We start from the raw sequence: 14,240 nt of genomic DNA, 5'->3' as shown, positions 1-14,240 counted from the left end.
ATGTCGTTGAAGAAGTACACCAGTACAGCGGCGATCGCGCCGACCTGGATGACGGCGGTGAAGCCGACCACGGAGGTGTCGTCGACCGGGATGCCCAGCAGCCCTTCGGTGATCTTCAGATGGCCGGTGGAGGAGACGGGGAGGAACTCCGTGATGCCTTCGACGATGCCGAGGACGGCCGCCTGGCCGATGCTGATGGCACTCATCTGGATCCGTTTCTGTGATGGCTGGAGCGGGCCGTGTGCGCAGGGGGGAAGCGGCGCGGTGCGGCCGCGGTCGGTGGGGTGGGGGTCAGCGGCGCAGGCGGCGCAGGGCCCGGCCCGCGCGGTTGCGCCAGCGGGCCTTGCGGCGCTGCCAGGCGCGGGCGGAACGGGTGGCGGCGAGGTCGCCGAACAGTTCCTCGTAGGCGTGCGCGACATGGGTAGATGCGCAGCGACCAGTCGGGGTGCTTGGCGGCGACATCGGTGAATGCCTCGATGAGCAGGTCGAAGCGCTTGGCGCGCACCAGTCGTCCGGCCGCGGCGATGACGGGGGCGCCGCCGTCGGTGGGCGGCAGGCCGGGGTCGGGTACGCCGTTGGGGACGGCCAGGATCCGCACGCCCGGCAGCCGCATCCTCGCCCGGTAGACGGCGGCGTCGGCGTCGGTCGTGGTGACCACGGCGTCCAGATCGCGATAGTCCCGGGCGAGCTGGGCGCGCAACTTCTTGGTGTGCATGTCGTGGGTGAGGTGTTCCTGGGCGATGCGCAGCGCCCGGGGCGGGGCGAAGCGGGCCAGGTACACATTGATGCCCGGCCGGGTACCGATGATCACGTCAGCGTCGCAGCTCCGCAGGTACTCCCGCGCCCGCTGGTCGGTGAGGCGGCTGTACTGCTTGTACCGCTTCTCGGCGGTGGGGAAGACCTCGGCCGGTTGATACAGCAGGGGGTCGGCCGGGTCGGCGGCGTCCGCGCGTATGTCGACCAGGGGCTCCACCGTCACCCGTGGATCGATGACGAACCGGGGGTGGGCGCGGTGCCGGAGCATCGACACGACCGTCACCTCGTGCCGGTCGGCGAGCGCCGCGGCGAGATTGAGCGTGGTGCGGATCGTGCCGCCGATCGCGTACACGTTGTGGATCAGGAAGGTGATCTTCACTCGGCGCTCCCCACGGTCGGTTCCGTGGCGGTACGGGTCCGGGCGCGGCGGCCGATCAGGAATGGGGTGGCATCCAGCGGATCGAGGGCCAAACGCACCGTAAGGTCCTTTCCGGCCGTGCGCGCCCAGGGCAGAGTTCTGCCCGGGTATGAGCGCATGGCACACTTGGCAGACAGGTTTTTACACCGGTGTAGGAGTTTTACACGAGTGTAGGAGATAAGGGAGAGGGAGGCCAACCGCATGGGCATCCGCACGCCAGGGCACGGGCCCAAGCGGCCCAACGGCGCACGCGAGGCCGAGATCCTCGAACTGCTACAGCGGGCCGACGGCGCGCTGACCCCCCGCGAGGTCACCGAGCGTCTCGGCAGCGAGCTGGCCTACAACAGCGTGGTGACGATCCTCACCCGCATGCACACCAAGCAGCTGCTCACCCGCACCCCGCGCGGCCGGGCCTACGCCTACGCCCCCGTGACCGACGACCCCGGCTTCGCCGCCCGCCGCATGCGCTCGGTCCTGGAAGAGCGGACCGACCGCCAGGACGTCCTCGCCCGCTTCGCCGACGAACTGTCCACCACCGACGCGGACCTGCTGCGCCAACTGCTCGACCCCGACCAGTAGGAAGAGGCCGCCCGGATGCGCATCGCCGTCTACATCCCCCTGCTGCTCTCCCTGCTCGCCCCCCTCGGCGCACGCCCCCTGGCGGAGCGGTGCGAACCCCGCCTGGCGACCTGGCTGCTCACCGCCTCGGCCCTCGTACTGGGCACGGCGACCACCATCTCGCTGGGGCTGCTGGCCATCACCGGGCTGATCCGCTTCCCTCAGCTGGCCGGCCTCGGCCACTGGTCGGCCCACACCGCGCAGCGCGACGACCCCGCCGAACTGTCCGTCGCCCTGATCGCCGGGCTCCTGCTCGGCGCCGCCGTCCTCATGGCCGCCCGCATGCTCTGGCGGCGCGCCCGCACCCTGACCGCCGCCGCCCTGGAAGCGGCCTGCATGCCCGCCGAAGACGGCCTGGTCGTGATCGATGACGAGGCCCCCAACGCCTTCGCGATCCCCGGCCTGCCCGGCCGCATCGTCGTCTCCACCGGCATGCTGCACACCCTGGACGAAACCGAGCGCCACATCCTCCTCGCCCACGAACGCGCCCACCTGACGGCCCACCACTACGCCTTCGTCGCCCTGACCCAGCTCGGCGCCGCCGCCAACCCCCTGCTCCGCCCCCTCGCCACGGCCGTGACCTACACCATCGAACGGTGGGCCGACGAGAACGCGGCCGCCGCCACCGGCGACCGCAAGCGGGTCGCCCGCACCGTCGGCAAAGCCGCCCTCGCCGCCCACCACACCCCCGGCCGCACTCCGGGCGCCGCGCTGGCCATCCTCGGCCGCCGCACCCCACTCGCCGCCGCCGGCCCCGTGCCCCGCCGCGTCGCCGCCCTCCTCGCTCCCCCCTTCGGACGCCACCCCCTCCTCGCCGCCGCGACAGCCACAGTCCTCGCCACCGTGACCCTGTCCACCGCCGAAGCCGCCCACGACCTCCACCTCCTGCTGGAAACCGTCGGCGCCTGAAAAGCCGGTCGGCAGCCCAGGAATGGGGAACGAACTCAAATGCCAGAGGGGTCGCTCGACTACGGCTTCCCGCGGCAGGCGGCATCGGGGATCAGTTCCGCTGCCGGATTGCCGTGCCATTGGGTGTGTGCCGGTACGTGTTCGCCCTTCATGAGGAAGGAGTCGGCGTCGATGCGGGCGTGGTCGTCGATGACGACGCCGTAGTGCACGAAGGCGCTGGTGCCGATCGTGCAACCGTTGCCGATGGCGATGCGGTCGGATTTGAAGACGCCCTCTTCGAGGGAGTGCGCCTGCAAGATGCTGCCGGCGTTGAGGGCGCAGTCATCGCCGACCTGGGTGAGGGTCCGTTCCAGGATCCGGCAGCCGTCGTCGAAGACCCGGTGGCCCATGCGGACGCCGAGCAGCCGCCAGATGGCGGGTTTGAAGGGGGTGCCGTTGAAGAGGGCGAGGTAGAGGATGGACGGTACCTTCCAGTAGCGCTCGTGCCGCCAGAAGGGCCGCTCGTAGAGGGAGCAGAACCGTGGCCGCAGGGTACGGAAGCCCAGCACGGCCCGTTCGACCAGGACGAAGTAGCCGACGGTGAAGGCGAGTTCGAGGAGGGCGGTGCCGAGCGTCTCCAGCCAGTACAGCCCGCCGTTGCCGGCCAGGGGGAACATCGCGATCAGGAGGAGGCCGTAGACGTACAGGCACCGCACGGCCAGGAACAGGACCATGGTCCATGCGTTGTGGTGGTTCTTGGCCGTGAGTCGGCGCCGGAGTCCGGATCCGGTGGTGAGGTGGTCGAAGCGGTGGTCGCGTTCGACCGACCGGGGGATCTCGATGGGGGGTGAGCCGAGCAGTCCGGTGTTCTCCCTCACCGGGCCGCTGACGGGGATCATGGCCTTGGTGGCCAGCAGGCAGTTGTCGCCGGTCCTGCCGCCGGCCGGATAGACGATGTTGTTGCCCAGGTAGTTGTGACTTCCGATGGCGGCCTGGGCGGTGCGGAACGAGGTGCTGGAGTACTCCGCGTTCGCCATGGACAGTCCGTCGGAGACCATAGTCCCGGTGCCCACGCGGCTGAGGGCGGGCACCTCGTGTGTGAGCATCGTGCCGAAGTTGGATCCGGTCTGCTCGATCGGCGCCAGAGAGCATCCGAGGGCTTTGAGGTAGTGCACGATCGCCGAGCTGTCGCCGAACAGGGCCATGGTGAAGCGGGTATTGGCCAGCCGGGCGACGGCGCGCTGGAGTGTGAATCGCACTCCGTACAGCGGGTACACGGTGTTCGGTCTCAGAGGACGGGACAGTACACGCGACAGGGCCGGCACGAGGATCGTCCCCACGAGGGTGAGGCCGAACACCGTGGCCGCCGCGATCTCCAGGCCGTCGGCGTAGTACGTCCAACTGCCGGGGCCGGCTGCTCCGGTGACGGTGTGGACCAGGGCGGGCCGCGACTCCAGCAGCGCGGCGACGGCCACCTCGGCCACTCCTGCGCTGGCTGTCAGCGTCAGCAGCATGACGAGGGAGTAGCACACTCGCCGCAGGCGGCCGCAGCGGGCTGGCGGAACGGCGAGATACTCACTCCCTGTCGGTGCGAGCTGGGCCGGCGAGCCGTGCCACCGCTGCCCGGCGGGTATGGACTGGCCTTCGTGCAGCGCGGAGGCATGACCGAGCTGAGCGGCGTCGCCGAGGTGTACGCCGATGTCGAGAGTGCTGTGTTCGCCGACGAATGCGCCCGCACCGATGGTGACCGGGCCGGTCTCGATGGAACCGTCGAGTGCTCGGTAACCGTTGAGATAGGTCTCTTTGCGGATCACGGTGTCCGCCCCGATGGTCAGCAGATCGGTACAGACCGGTAGCCACCGGGTGAAGATCAGGGTGCGTGGTCCGATCTTGGCGCCAAGCGCCCGTAGGTACAAGGTGTAGAGCGGTGTTCCGACCGTCAGCCGGGCCAGAGGATTGGCGACGATGAGGGTTCTGACACACCAGAAGCGGACATAGGTCACGCTCCACAGCCGGATGCGCCGCGGTCTCCATCGCCCGATGAGTACCCATTTGACGGCGATTGGGATCAGGCTCGCACCGATCAGCGCCACGGCGCCGAGCCCAACCGCGCGTTCGTAGACACCCAGCCATCCCTGCCCCCGAGCCATCCAGGACGTGCCGGCGTCCAACGCCACCGAAGCGAGACAGACGTAGGCGAGGAACGCCAGGAACTGGAGGGCCGCGCACAGGGCGTACCGGAGCCTGCCCACCACCGGAGCGGTCGGCTGCCGCGGCGCGCGGTCGGGGATGCGAGAGGGCGGCGCCTTGGTCAGGGCTGCGGCGAGCCGGCGCACCGTGGGATGGAGGTAGACGTCCCTCATCGATACATCGGGCAGGTCCGGACGTGCGCGCACGGCCGCGTTGAACCGGGCCATGAGCAGGGAATTGGCGCCGAGGTCGTCGAAGAAGTGGCTGTCCACGGCGACCCGTTCGACCTGGAGGGCCGCGGCCAGCAGTTCGGCCAGCATCCGTTCTGTACTGGTGCGTGGAGCCGTGCCATCGCCCTGTGTGGGCCGGCGCGGCCCAGCTGGTGGTGGCAGGTGCCTGCGGTCGGCCTTCCCGCTGGGCAGCGTCGGAATCGACGTGAGGTGTTCGAGATAGGTGGGGACCATGTAGCCGGGCAGCCGTTCCCGCAGGTGTGCCACGGCCCGCTCGGGATCCACGGTCATGCCCGCGCAGGTGGTGTAGTAGGCGCACAGTTCCACGGTTCCCGGGGTGGTCTCGCGGTCGCTGACCACCGCTTGGGCGATTCCGGGGATGCGCAGCAGCACCGACTCGATCTCGGCCAGTTCCACGCGGTAGCCGCGGATCTTGACCTGGGTGTCGATGCGGCCGTGGTGCTCGATCTCACCGTGGGAGTTGATTTTGCCCAGGTCCCCGGTCCGGTAGATCTTGCCGGACGGGTTCCCGGGGATGCCGAGAAAGTCCGGAATGAAGGCACCTTCGGTCGCCTCGGGCCGGTTGAGGTAGCCGTCGGCGAGCCCGATCCCGCCGATCGCGATCTCTCCCATCGTGTCCGGTGGCAGGGCGGTATCCCGTTCCGGATCGAGGACGGCGACCGAGTACGTGGGCAGCGGGACACCGATCGTCACCGGGCGGTCAGGGGCCAGTGGGCTCCAGGTCGCCGTGACGGTCGCTTCGGTCGGGCCGTAGACGTTGAGGAACCGGCGGCCGGGCCGGTGCCAGCGGGTGACGAGATCGGGCGGACACGGTTCCCCGGATACCAGCAGGAACCGCAGTTCGGACGTGTTCTCGTCCAGGGTGGCCAGCAAGGTGGGAACGCAACACAGGGCCGAGGCCCGCCGCTCCTTCAGGAACGCGTCCAGCTCGGCACCGAGCAGGCTCGGCCCTTCGGGCCTGGGTACCACCGTGGCGCCGAGCATCCAGGGCACCCATATCTCCTCGACGGAGAAGTCGAACGCGATGGTCATCCCCTGGTAGACCCGATCGTCGCGGGTGATGCCGTAGACCTCCGAGGCCACTCGGACGAAGTTGCACACAGCGGGATGCCCGATGGCCACCCCTTTCGGGCGGCCCGTTGATCCCGAGGTGTAGATGACATAACACAGGTCGTCGGCCGGCTCCCCGACAACGGGGCGATCGGGAGACTCCTCCGCGACTCTGGACCGCACCCGGTCCAGATACAACAACTCAGCACGGTCCGCGAGTCGTTGTGCCCGCTCGGAGAGCCGGGACAGTGACAGGACCATGCGTACGGAGGCGTCGGACACGATGTAGCTCAAACGGTCCGAGGGGAATCCGGCATCCAGCGGTACGTACGCGGCGTGTGCTTTGAGCACGGCCAGCATCCCGACGTAGGAGTCCACCGCCTCGTCGAGCAGCAGCCCGATCCGGTCGCCGGGCCGTACTCCCTCGGCGATCAGGAAACGGGCAAGCCGGTTGGCCCTTTCGTCCAGTTGCGGGTAGGTGAGGGTGACGTCGGCAGCGTCCACCGCGAGCCGGTCTCCGTCTCCCCGCGCACGCATCCGGTCGCAGCGCTCCTCGAACAGCCGCTCAAGCCGTTCGCCGTCCCGCCACCGAACCGTACCGTCCCAGCCCGCACAGGCGAGCAGACCATCCGGCCGACTCTGCGACCTCGGCACCCACGGGCACGACGGCCCTTCCCTCATCGCCTCGCTCCGGTCACTTCCCAACATCGCGCTCTCCTCACGCGCACACGGCCACGGTCTTCGCGCACCTGGTCGGTCCGAGGGGCGGGACGGGCTTCAGCGCGATGGCGAAGCGCCGTACGGCCCGGGGAAGCCGGTCGTCCTGCCGATCCGCTGCCTCACAATGGAGAGCAGCCCGCCTTCGCGTACCGGCGAGCCGGGGCTGTCGGCTGGGATCTCCACGAATGCCTTGTGCAGGGCGCGTACGGCGTCCGGCAGCAGAGAGGCACGGCAGAGTACTGAAATGCGGGTGTCCGACACCGACACCGGCTCGAACGGCACGCCCATCCCGTTCAGCGTCTCTTTCAGCTGGAGGAAGATCCCGGCGTGCGACCGGAGTCCGGTCCCGACGAGCGACACGGTCCCGACGTTGTCCTCGCGGGTCAGGGCGTCGTAGTCGATGCCTCGGTGGCAGGTCCGGAGGGCGGCCAGCGCGCCGGGGGCGTCGGCCGTGGGCAGGACCAGCGTGAGCACGCCGTACCTCCCGTCGTCGGCCGGGACGGCAGGGAATTCAGCCGTGCCGATCCCGCTCCCCTCGTCGGCCAGGGCGTGCATCACGCTCGCCATCACCCCCGTGCGGCCCACCACGCCGGACAGGGTGATCTTCGTGCGGGACGCGTCATGGGCCAGGCCGACCACCCGGGCGGGGGATCCGTACGACGGGGGCCGCTCGGGCTCGTCCGAGACGGCGGTACCCGGACGTTCGTCGTAGGACGACCGCACTCGGAGGGGCACCGCGTAACGTTCGGCGTACTCGGCGCCGGACAGCGCCAGCACCCGCGCTCCCCCCGCGGCCAGCTCCCGCATGGCCTCATGGGTGAGGTGGCCGATCGGCCTCGCCTCCGGCACGATCGTGGGATCCGCGGTCAGCACCCCGTCCACATCGGTGCAGATCTCGCAGATGTCGGCCTTGAGGGCCGCCGCCAGGGCGACCGCCGTGGTGTCGGATCCGCCGCGGCCCAGGGTGGTGACCTCGTCGTTTTCCCCGCAAACCCCCTGGAATCCGGTGACCACCGGGATCGTGCCGCGGTCCAGCGCCTCCCGGACCAGGTGAGGCCGCACGTCCACGATCCGGGCCCCGCCATGGGCCGGAGTCGTGACCACCCCGGCCCGGCGGCCCGAGCAGGAGCACGCCGGGGCGCCGAGCGCGTGGATCGCCATCGCGGTCAGTGCGCTGGAGACCTGCTCGCCGACGCTCAGCAAGGTGTCCAGCTCCCGCGGAGAGGGTGCGGTGTCCACATTTCGGGCTAGCGCGAGTAGTTCATTCGTGGCGTCACCCATGGCAGACACCACCACGACCATGCCATGGCCCTCGTCATGGGCCCTGACCACCCGTTCGGCGACCCGCCTGATCCGTTCGGTGGTGGGTATCGAGGAGCCTCCGTACTTCTGGACGATGAGAGCCATCCGATGCCTCCGATCAGTGAACCCGGAAACGATTGGCACTGGTGGACACGGCGTCCACCAGGATCGAGCAGGCCATGTCCACGACCTCGGCGGTGACGTTCAGCGGGGGCAGGAGACGCACCACGGCGTCGTCGCGTCCGCCGCGTTCCACGATGAGGCCGTGGCGCAGCGCGTGGTGCTGGACCGCGGCCGCGACCTCGGTGGCGGGGCGGCCGTCGCTGCGGTCCGCCAGTTCGATCCCCCACATCAGCCCGCGGCCGCGCACCTGGCTGACCCACGGATTGCGGGTCAGCCCGGTCAGCCGGTCCGCGATCCGGTCACCCTGTCGGCGGACGTTCCCGAGGATGTCGTCCCGCCGGATGATGCGGACCGTCTCCGCACCGGCGGCGAAGGCCAGTTGATTGCCGCGGAAGGTCCCGATGTGCGCACCGGGCGCCCAGGTGTCCAGCGCGGTGTCGTACAGGATGAGGGCGACCGGAAGACCGATGCCGCTCAGCGCCTTGGACGCCACGATGACATCCGGTTCGATGCCGTACTGTTCGAAGGCGAACCAGGTGCCGGTGCGTCCGCAGCCGGTCTGTACCTCGTCGACGATCAGGGGAATGCCCAGCGAACGGGTCACCTCGCGCACTGTGCGGACGAAGTCGGTGCGGGCGACGATGTTTCCGCCCTCGCCCTGCACCATCTCCATGATCACCGCGGCAGGGAGCGGAATGCCGCCGTTGCTGTCTCGCAACGCCTGTTCCAGGAGGTCGGCGCCGTTGACGTCGGGGCCGTCCGGGGCCGGGCCGTCGGCGGTGTACGGGAAGAAGTGCACCCCGGGCATGCCGTTGCGCACGGGCGTCTTCTGGGACACCAGTCCGCTGAGCGCCATCGTGGCGTGGGTGCTGCCGTGGAAGGCGCCCCGGAAGGAGATGATGTCACCCCGACCGGTCGCGATCTTGCAGAGCTTGATGGCGGCCTCGACGGCGTTGGCCCCCGTCGGCCCGCAGAAGTGCAGCCGGGTGCGCCTGCGCAACTCCGGCGGCAGCATGGACAGCTGGGCCTGGGTGAAGGTGTCCTTGGCGGGGGTGGGGAAGTCCAGGCCGTGGGTGAGGGAGTCGAGCTGCTGCGAGACGGCCCGCACCAGCTCCGGATGGTTGTGGCCGAGCGACAGCACTCCGGCACCGGCGAGGAAGTCGATGAAGACATTGCCGTCGACGTCCCGGACGAAGCTGCCCGAGCCCTCGGCCAGGGCGATGGGCAGATGGCGCGGGTAGGTCCGCGCGCTGGACTCCCACCGCTCCTGATGGGCCAGCAGGGCGGTGGAGCGGGGGCCGGGCAGATCGCCGCTGACACGGGGAGCCGTCAGCGGAGCGGGCCGGAGGAGCGTTGTCATGAGAAGCCTCCCCAAAGGTGAGCCGGACAGCGGTAGGCGCGGTCGGCGGCTGTCCCGGCGTCGTGACGGGGGCCGGCCGGGGGTGTCCGGTGCGCGAGCTGCTTCGCCCAGCGGTTGAGCGCCGTGTGCCCGAGGTGCCAGCCTTCGCCGGTCACGGCGCTCTGGGACGGGGCAGGGTCACAGGGGCGCTCGAAGTACCTCGCGAGGATTCCGAGTGGGGGCGGCCGGTCGGTGGCGGGCCGCGCCGTCAGGGACTGCCCCTCACCTTCGGGGCCCTTGACATCGACGATGGTGTGCTTGCTCATGACACCCCCGTCCGCGGGTGAACCCTTGATGTCTTCCACGCTAGGAAGGGGGCGGTTAACACCCGGCGCGACGGAGGTCAGACGACGGTAAAACGTGCCGATGGGGTTATGTCGGCAGTGGTAGACGCAGGACCAGCCGGGTCCCCGGGCCGTCGCCCTCCACCGCCACCCGGCCGCCATGATGAGTGGACACGTCCCGCACGATGGCCAGCCCCAGCCCGGAGCCGCCGGCGTCGCGGCTGCGGGCGTCGTCCAGCCGGGTGAACCGTTCGAAGACCCGCTCCCGGTCGACGGGCGCGATACCGGCGCCGTCGTCCTGGACACTCAACACCGCCTCGCCACGCGCGGTGTCCAGGGTGACCTCCACCCGGTGGCGGGCATGCCGGACGGCGTTGTCGAGCAGATTGCGCACGGCCCGGGACAGGGCGTCGGCGTCCCCGCGGACACGGGCGGGGTGGATGCGGCCGCGGACGACGGCCACACCGGGGCGGACGTGCAGTCGCCGCACCTCGGCCCGCACCAGGTCGTCCAGGTCGACATCGGCCGTGAGCGCGGTGGTCGGAGTGGCGTCCAGACGGGCCAGCCGTACGAGGTCGTCGATGAGCCGGCCGAGCCGGACCGTCTCCTCCAGCAGATCGGGCAGCCGGGTGAAGAAGTCGGTGTGGGGGTGGCGGGCGGCGGTCTCGAGTTCGGCCCGTACGGCGGCCACCGGGCTGCGCAGTTCATGCGCGGCGTCGGCCACGAACTGCCGCTGGTGGGCAGTGGCCTCGTCGAGCCGGGCCAGCAGATCGTTGAGAGTGGCCCCAAGCCGCCTCACCTCGTCGGCGGCCGACGGCAGATCCAGCCGGCGGTGCAGGTCGGTGGCGGTGATCTCGGCCGCCTGGCGACGTAGCCGCTCCACCGGGACCAGCGCCCGCCCGGTGATAAGCCATCCGGCGGCGGCGAGGAGGGCCGTCAGTACCGGAAGGCCCACGGCCAGCTCGGCGACGAGCTCATCCACGCTGTGGTCGGCCTGGGCGGTGGCGAGCCCCACGTACACGGTCTCGGGGGCGTGCGCCGAGCCGGCCGACACGACCGCGACACGGTAGGTCCCCTGGTCGCCCAGCGGCACTCCGTGGGCGGTCCGCACCGACGGTTCGCCCCCGGGGACCGGTTTCAGCGTCCGGAACAGCGCGGGTTCTCCCGCGACGTTCCCGGATGCCGCGATCACCCGGCCCCGGTGGTCGACGATCTGGGTCACGTCGTCACCGGTGCCGGAGGCGGGCAGCGGCCGCACCGCCCGGCCCTTGTCCAGGGCGGCTGCGATGATCAGCGCGCGCTGCCGGGCGCTGTCGTCCAGGCTGCGGATCAGCGAGGCGCGCTGGCTGACCACCAGCAGCGCGCCCGCCAGGCACAGACCGAGCGCGCTGACGAGCGTGGCGGCGAGTGTCAGCCGTATCCGCAGGCCCAACCCGCGCCAGCGGGGGAGCCGGGGGCGCGTCCGCGACGAGGCCCTGCGAGAGGCCAGGGGCACGGCGGGGGTTCCCATGGGTCACCTGTCGCTCGACGCGAGGCGGTACCCCGCCCCGCGGACGGTTTCGATGGACCGCGCCCCGAAGGGGGTGTCGATCTTGCGTCGCAGATAGCCGATGTAGACCTCGACGACATTGGGGTCCAGATCGAAGTGCTCGGCCCAGACATGGGTGAGGATCTCCTGTTTGCTGACCACCTGGCCCTCGTGGCGCACCAGATATTCGAGCAGCGAGAACTCCCGGGTGGTCAGCTCGATGGGAGATCCGGCGCGCACGCAGGTGCGGCCCCCCGGGTCCAGGAGGAGGTCGCCGACGCGCAGGACCGGGGGTCTGGGGATGTGGCCGCGCCGGATCAGGGCGTGCAGCCGGGCGGTCAGGACGACGTAGGAGAAGGGTTTGGTGAGGTAGTCGTCCGCGCCGATGTCCAGCCCGTCGGCCTCGTCGTACTCGCCGTCCTTGGCGGTGAGCATCAGTACGGGGGTCCAGTCCTCCGCGGTCCGGAGCCGTCGGCACACGTCGTAGCCGTTGAGCCGCGGCAGCATGATGTCCAGCACGATGGCGTCATAGGAGGTCTCGCCCGCTTTGCGCAGCCCCTCCTCCCCGTCGGCGGCGAGGTCCACGGCGAATCCCTCGGTGGTGAGTCCGTGGACCAGGGCACGCCCCAGCGTGGGATGGTCTTCGACGACGAGGACGCGCATGGTGCGCCTTTCTCTCCCCTTGTGCCCCGAATGTTCTTTTTCAGCCTAAGGGGCTGCGGGGGAAGCAAGCTGAGAGCCCGCTGAGAGGCCCCCGGAGGGTTCCATGACCTCCGTCACCTCGCCTCAGGCTCCTCTCAGCTGCCCCGGCGCAGGATGAGCGCATGCCGGATGGAAGGTCCGTCCGGTATCGAAAGCGAAGGTTGAATATGAACACGCGCAAGAAGGCAGCCGTACTCGCCGCGTCCGCCGCGGCCATCGTCACGACCGTCGTCGGTGGCGGTACCGCCATGGCGGCCGCGCAGCCGTCCCACCCCTCGTCCTCGGTGTCCGCCACGGCGCAGCAGCCCACCCCTCCGGGCCCCTCGACCTCGAAGAGCGGCGGCGAGCACGAGAAGAAGGGCGAGCAGGAGAAGAAGGGCGAAAGCGAGAAGAAGGGCGAGAACGAGCAGGGTGGCCAGGAGGACGGCTCCGGCGGTCACAACGACTCCGGCTCCCAGGCCAACCACGAGTCCGAGGGCAACGAGTAGGAAGAAGCCCCGGACCTCACCCGAGGCGGGCGGTCGTCTTCGGCCGCCCGCCTCACCCCTGTGACCGCTCACCCCGGTGGCGGCGGTGGCTCCGCGACCGGCAGCAGCAAGGTGAAGGTGGTGGGCGCCGTCCGGGCGAGGGTGATCCGCCCTCCGGCCGCCTCGGCCATTTCCCGGGCCAGTGTCAGACCGATGCCACTGCCGGCCCGCGATGTCGTCGCCCCCCGCTCGAAGACGGCCCGCCGGTCGAGCGCCAGCGAACCCTCGTCGGACACGTCCACGGCGGCCGCGCCGCCCATCTCGCGCACCGTGACCTCGACCGTGCCGCGGCCGTGGCGCAGGGCGTTGTCCAGCAGGACGTCCAGGATCTGTTCGGCGGTGCGGTCGGGGATCCGCAGGCCCCCGCCGCCGGGCTCGACGCCGAAGTCCAGACGACGGCCCTCGGCGGCGAAGGTGCCGTACCAGCGGCGCTCCACCCCCTCGACCACCTCGGCGGCGGGCCGGGCGGTCGCGGGAACGCCGGGGCGTGGCGTGGCCCTGGCCAGCCGGAGCACCTCGTCCACGGTCCGCTGAAGATGCCGGACCTGCTCCAGGGCCTCCGTCACCGCCGCTCGCAGATCCGCGTCGGGGCCGGCGGCGGCCGCCTCCAGGCCCAGATGCAGACCGGCGAGCGGGGTGCGCAGCTGATGGGAGGCGTTGGAGGTGAAGTGGCGCTCGTGCTCGAGCCATCGGGCCAGCTGCTCGACCATGGTGTTCTGGGTGCGCGCCACCTGGTCGATCTCGGCGATTGCGCTGCCTTCGGCGCGCGCGGTCAGATCCCCGTCCGCCACCGCTCCCGCCTTAGCCGACAGCGCCTCCAACGGTGCGGTGAGCGTGCGCGCCTGCCGGCGTGCCACCACGATGGCCGTGGCCAGCGCCACCAGGGCGGTGCCGACCAGGCCGAGCCAGGCCAGGATGACGCGATGCCAGACCTGCGGTGTCCCGGTCGAGGCGCGGACCACGCCGATCACCTGTTCCCCGGAGGGGACGGGCACGGCCACCACAATCTGGTGATCGCCGCGCCCCCGGGCCACCGCCCCGCCCTGGGCCAGGCGGGTGATCGCGTCCGCCTTCCTGGGACCGCTGCCGTCGCGCAGCCGCCCGGAGAGGTCGTACACCCCGATGTCGGTTCCCCGCTCATGGGCGGGCAGTTCCACATGGTCGCCCGCCACGAACTGCGGTGGCACATGGACGGCGGCCGCCAGGGCCACGCGCTCCAGCTCATCGCGCTCGTCCGCGAAGAAGGACGTCTGGATCCCGAGCGCCAGCGGGGTGGCGATCAGAACGAGTGCCACCAGCACCGCCATCACGGCCACCCGCATCACGCGCTGTCTCATACGCCCATCATGAGCGCGGGCGCGCCCGGTGAGGCCGAGGCGGGGGCGGCTCCGGCCGGTTTTGCCGTCGTCTAACCGTCGTCGTGGCGAGCGTTTACCGCCTCCTCCCTAGCGTCGGAGACACCAGCGGTTCGCCTATGTGGAGGA

Annotated in this window: 10 protein-coding genes and 1 pseudogene; 3 read left to right on the top strand and 8 right to left on the bottom strand. The window is 70.6% G+C overall.

All coding sequences use genetic code 11. The features are described from left to right. Both ABD329_RS26065 and ABD329_RS26060 read right to left on the bottom strand, forming a co-directional pair. Positions 1-206: undecaprenyl-diphosphate phosphatase (locus tag ABD329_RS26065; RefSeq protein WP_344316975.1), on the bottom strand; the 206-nt coding region annotated here is incomplete at its 3' end. Between the two features lie 215 nt (positions 207-421). Then, positions 422-1,135 (bottom strand): annotated as a pseudogene (locus tag ABD329_RS26060) (glycosyltransferase); the annotation flags it as partial. Between the two features lie 240 nt (positions 1,136-1,375). Between ABD329_RS26060 and ABD329_RS26055 the strand changes: the two are divergent. Next, the gene (locus ABD329_RS26055) at positions 1,376-1,753 is read left to right on the top strand and encodes a BlaI/MecI/CopY family transcriptional regulator (RefSeq protein ID WP_198277160.1); all 378 of its coding nucleotides are present in this window, start codon (positions 1,376-1,378) and stop codon (positions 1,751-1,753) included. Between the two features lie 15 nt (positions 1,754-1,768). Beyond that, positions 1,769-2,701: a M56 family metallopeptidase gene (locus ABD329_RS26050; RefSeq protein WP_344316974.1), complete on the top strand. Its 933-nt coding sequence runs from the start codon at positions 1,769-1,771 to the stop codon at positions 2,699-2,701. A 59-nt stretch (positions 2,702-2,760) separates the two neighbouring features. Here ABD329_RS26050 and ABD329_RS26045 read toward each other — a convergent pair whose 3' ends face one another. The 5 genes from ABD329_RS26045 to ABD329_RS26025 all read right to left on the bottom strand — a co-directional run bounded on the left by ABD329_RS26045 (position 2,761) and on the right by ABD329_RS26025 (position 12,190). After that, positions 2,761-6,879 carry a Pls/PosA family non-ribosomal peptide synthetase gene (locus tag ABD329_RS26045; protein WP_198277917.1) on the bottom strand — a complete coding sequence of 1,373 codons (4,119 nt, stop codon included), beginning with the start codon at positions 6,877-6,879 and terminating at the stop codon, positions 2,761-2,763. A 69-nt stretch (positions 6,880-6,948) separates the two neighbouring features. Next, positions 6,949-8,298, bottom strand: coding sequence for an aspartate kinase (locus ABD329_RS26040; RefSeq protein WP_198277916.1), 1,350 nt, complete (start codon positions 8,296-8,298; stop codon positions 6,949-6,951). Positions 8,299-8,311: 13 nt separating this feature from the next. After that, positions 8,312-9,676 carry an aspartate aminotransferase family protein gene (locus tag ABD329_RS26035; RefSeq protein ID WP_198277915.1) on the bottom strand — a complete coding sequence of 455 codons (1,365 nt, stop codon included), beginning with the start codon at positions 9,674-9,676 and terminating at the stop codon, positions 8,312-8,314. Between the two features lie 411 nt (positions 9,677-10,087). Next, complete coding sequence (locus ABD329_RS26030) at positions 10,088-11,509, bottom strand: sensor histidine kinase (RefSeq protein ID WP_198277914.1); 1,422 nt, start codon at positions 11,507-11,509, stop codon at positions 10,088-10,090. Between the two features lie 3 nt (positions 11,510-11,512). Beyond that, positions 11,513-12,190, bottom strand: a complete 678-nt coding sequence (locus ABD329_RS26025) for a response regulator transcription factor (protein ID WP_198277913.1) — start codon at positions 12,188-12,190, stop codon at positions 11,513-11,515. A 206-nt stretch (positions 12,191-12,396) separates the two neighbouring features. Between ABD329_RS26025 and ABD329_RS26020 the strand changes: the two genes are divergently transcribed. Beyond that, positions 12,397-12,717 carry a hypothetical protein gene (locus ABD329_RS26020; RefSeq protein ID WP_198277912.1) on the top strand — a complete coding sequence of 107 codons (321 nt, stop codon included), beginning with the start codon at positions 12,397-12,399 and terminating at the stop codon, positions 12,715-12,717. A 68-nt stretch (positions 12,718-12,785) separates the two neighbouring features. Here the strand turns inward: ABD329_RS26020 and ABD329_RS26015 are convergent, their stop codons facing one another. Beyond that, on the bottom strand, positions 12,786-14,093 hold the full coding sequence (locus tag ABD329_RS26015) for a sensor histidine kinase (protein ID WP_246618548.1): 1,308 nt from the start codon (positions 14,091-14,093) through the stop codon (positions 12,786-12,788). Between the last annotated feature and the right edge of the window lie 147 nt (positions 14,094-14,240).

Source organism: Streptomyces javensis, from assembly GCF_039525925.1.
Classification (GTDB): domain Bacteria; phylum Actinomycetota; class Actinomycetes; order Streptomycetales; family Streptomycetaceae; genus Streptomyces; species Streptomyces asiaticus.
Note: the sequence above shows the minus strand (reverse complement) of the source record. Positions and strands in the feature narration are given on the sequence as shown.

Excerpts from the sequence above, each read along its gene's own strand:
- ABD329_RS26055 (WP_198277160.1), top strand. The coding sequence starts at position 1,376 with ATGGGCATCCGCACGCCAGGGCACGGGCCCAAGCGGCCCAACGGCGCA.
- ABD329_RS26050 (WP_344316974.1), top strand. The coding sequence starts at position 1,769 with ATGCGCATCGCCGTCTACATCCCCCTGCTGCTCTCCCTGCTCGCCCCC.
- ABD329_RS26045 (WP_198277917.1), bottom strand. The coding sequence starts at position 6,879 with ATGTTGGGAAGTGACCGGAGCGAGGCGATGAGGGAAGGGCCGTCGTGC.
- ABD329_RS26040 (WP_198277916.1), bottom strand. The coding sequence starts at position 8,298 with ATGGCTCTCATCGTCCAGAAGTACGGAGGCTCCTCGATACCCACCACC.
- ABD329_RS26035 (WP_198277915.1), bottom strand. The coding sequence starts at position 9,676 with ATGACAACGCTCCTCCGGCCCGCTCCGCTGACGGCTCCCCGTGTCAGC.
- ABD329_RS26030 (WP_198277914.1), bottom strand. The coding sequence starts at position 11,509 with ATGGGAACCCCCGCCGTGCCCCTGGCCTCTCGCAGGGCCTCGTCGCGG.
- ABD329_RS26025 (WP_198277913.1), bottom strand. The coding sequence starts at position 12,190 with ATGCGCGTCCTCGTCGTCGAAGACCATCCCACGCTGGGGCGTGCCCTG.
- ABD329_RS26020 (WP_198277912.1), top strand. The coding sequence starts at position 12,397 with ATGAACACGCGCAAGAAGGCAGCCGTACTCGCCGCGTCCGCCGCGGCC.
- ABD329_RS26015 (WP_246618548.1), bottom strand. The coding sequence starts at position 14,093 with ATGAGACAGCGCGTGATGCGGGTGGCCGTGATGGCGGTGCTGGTGGCA.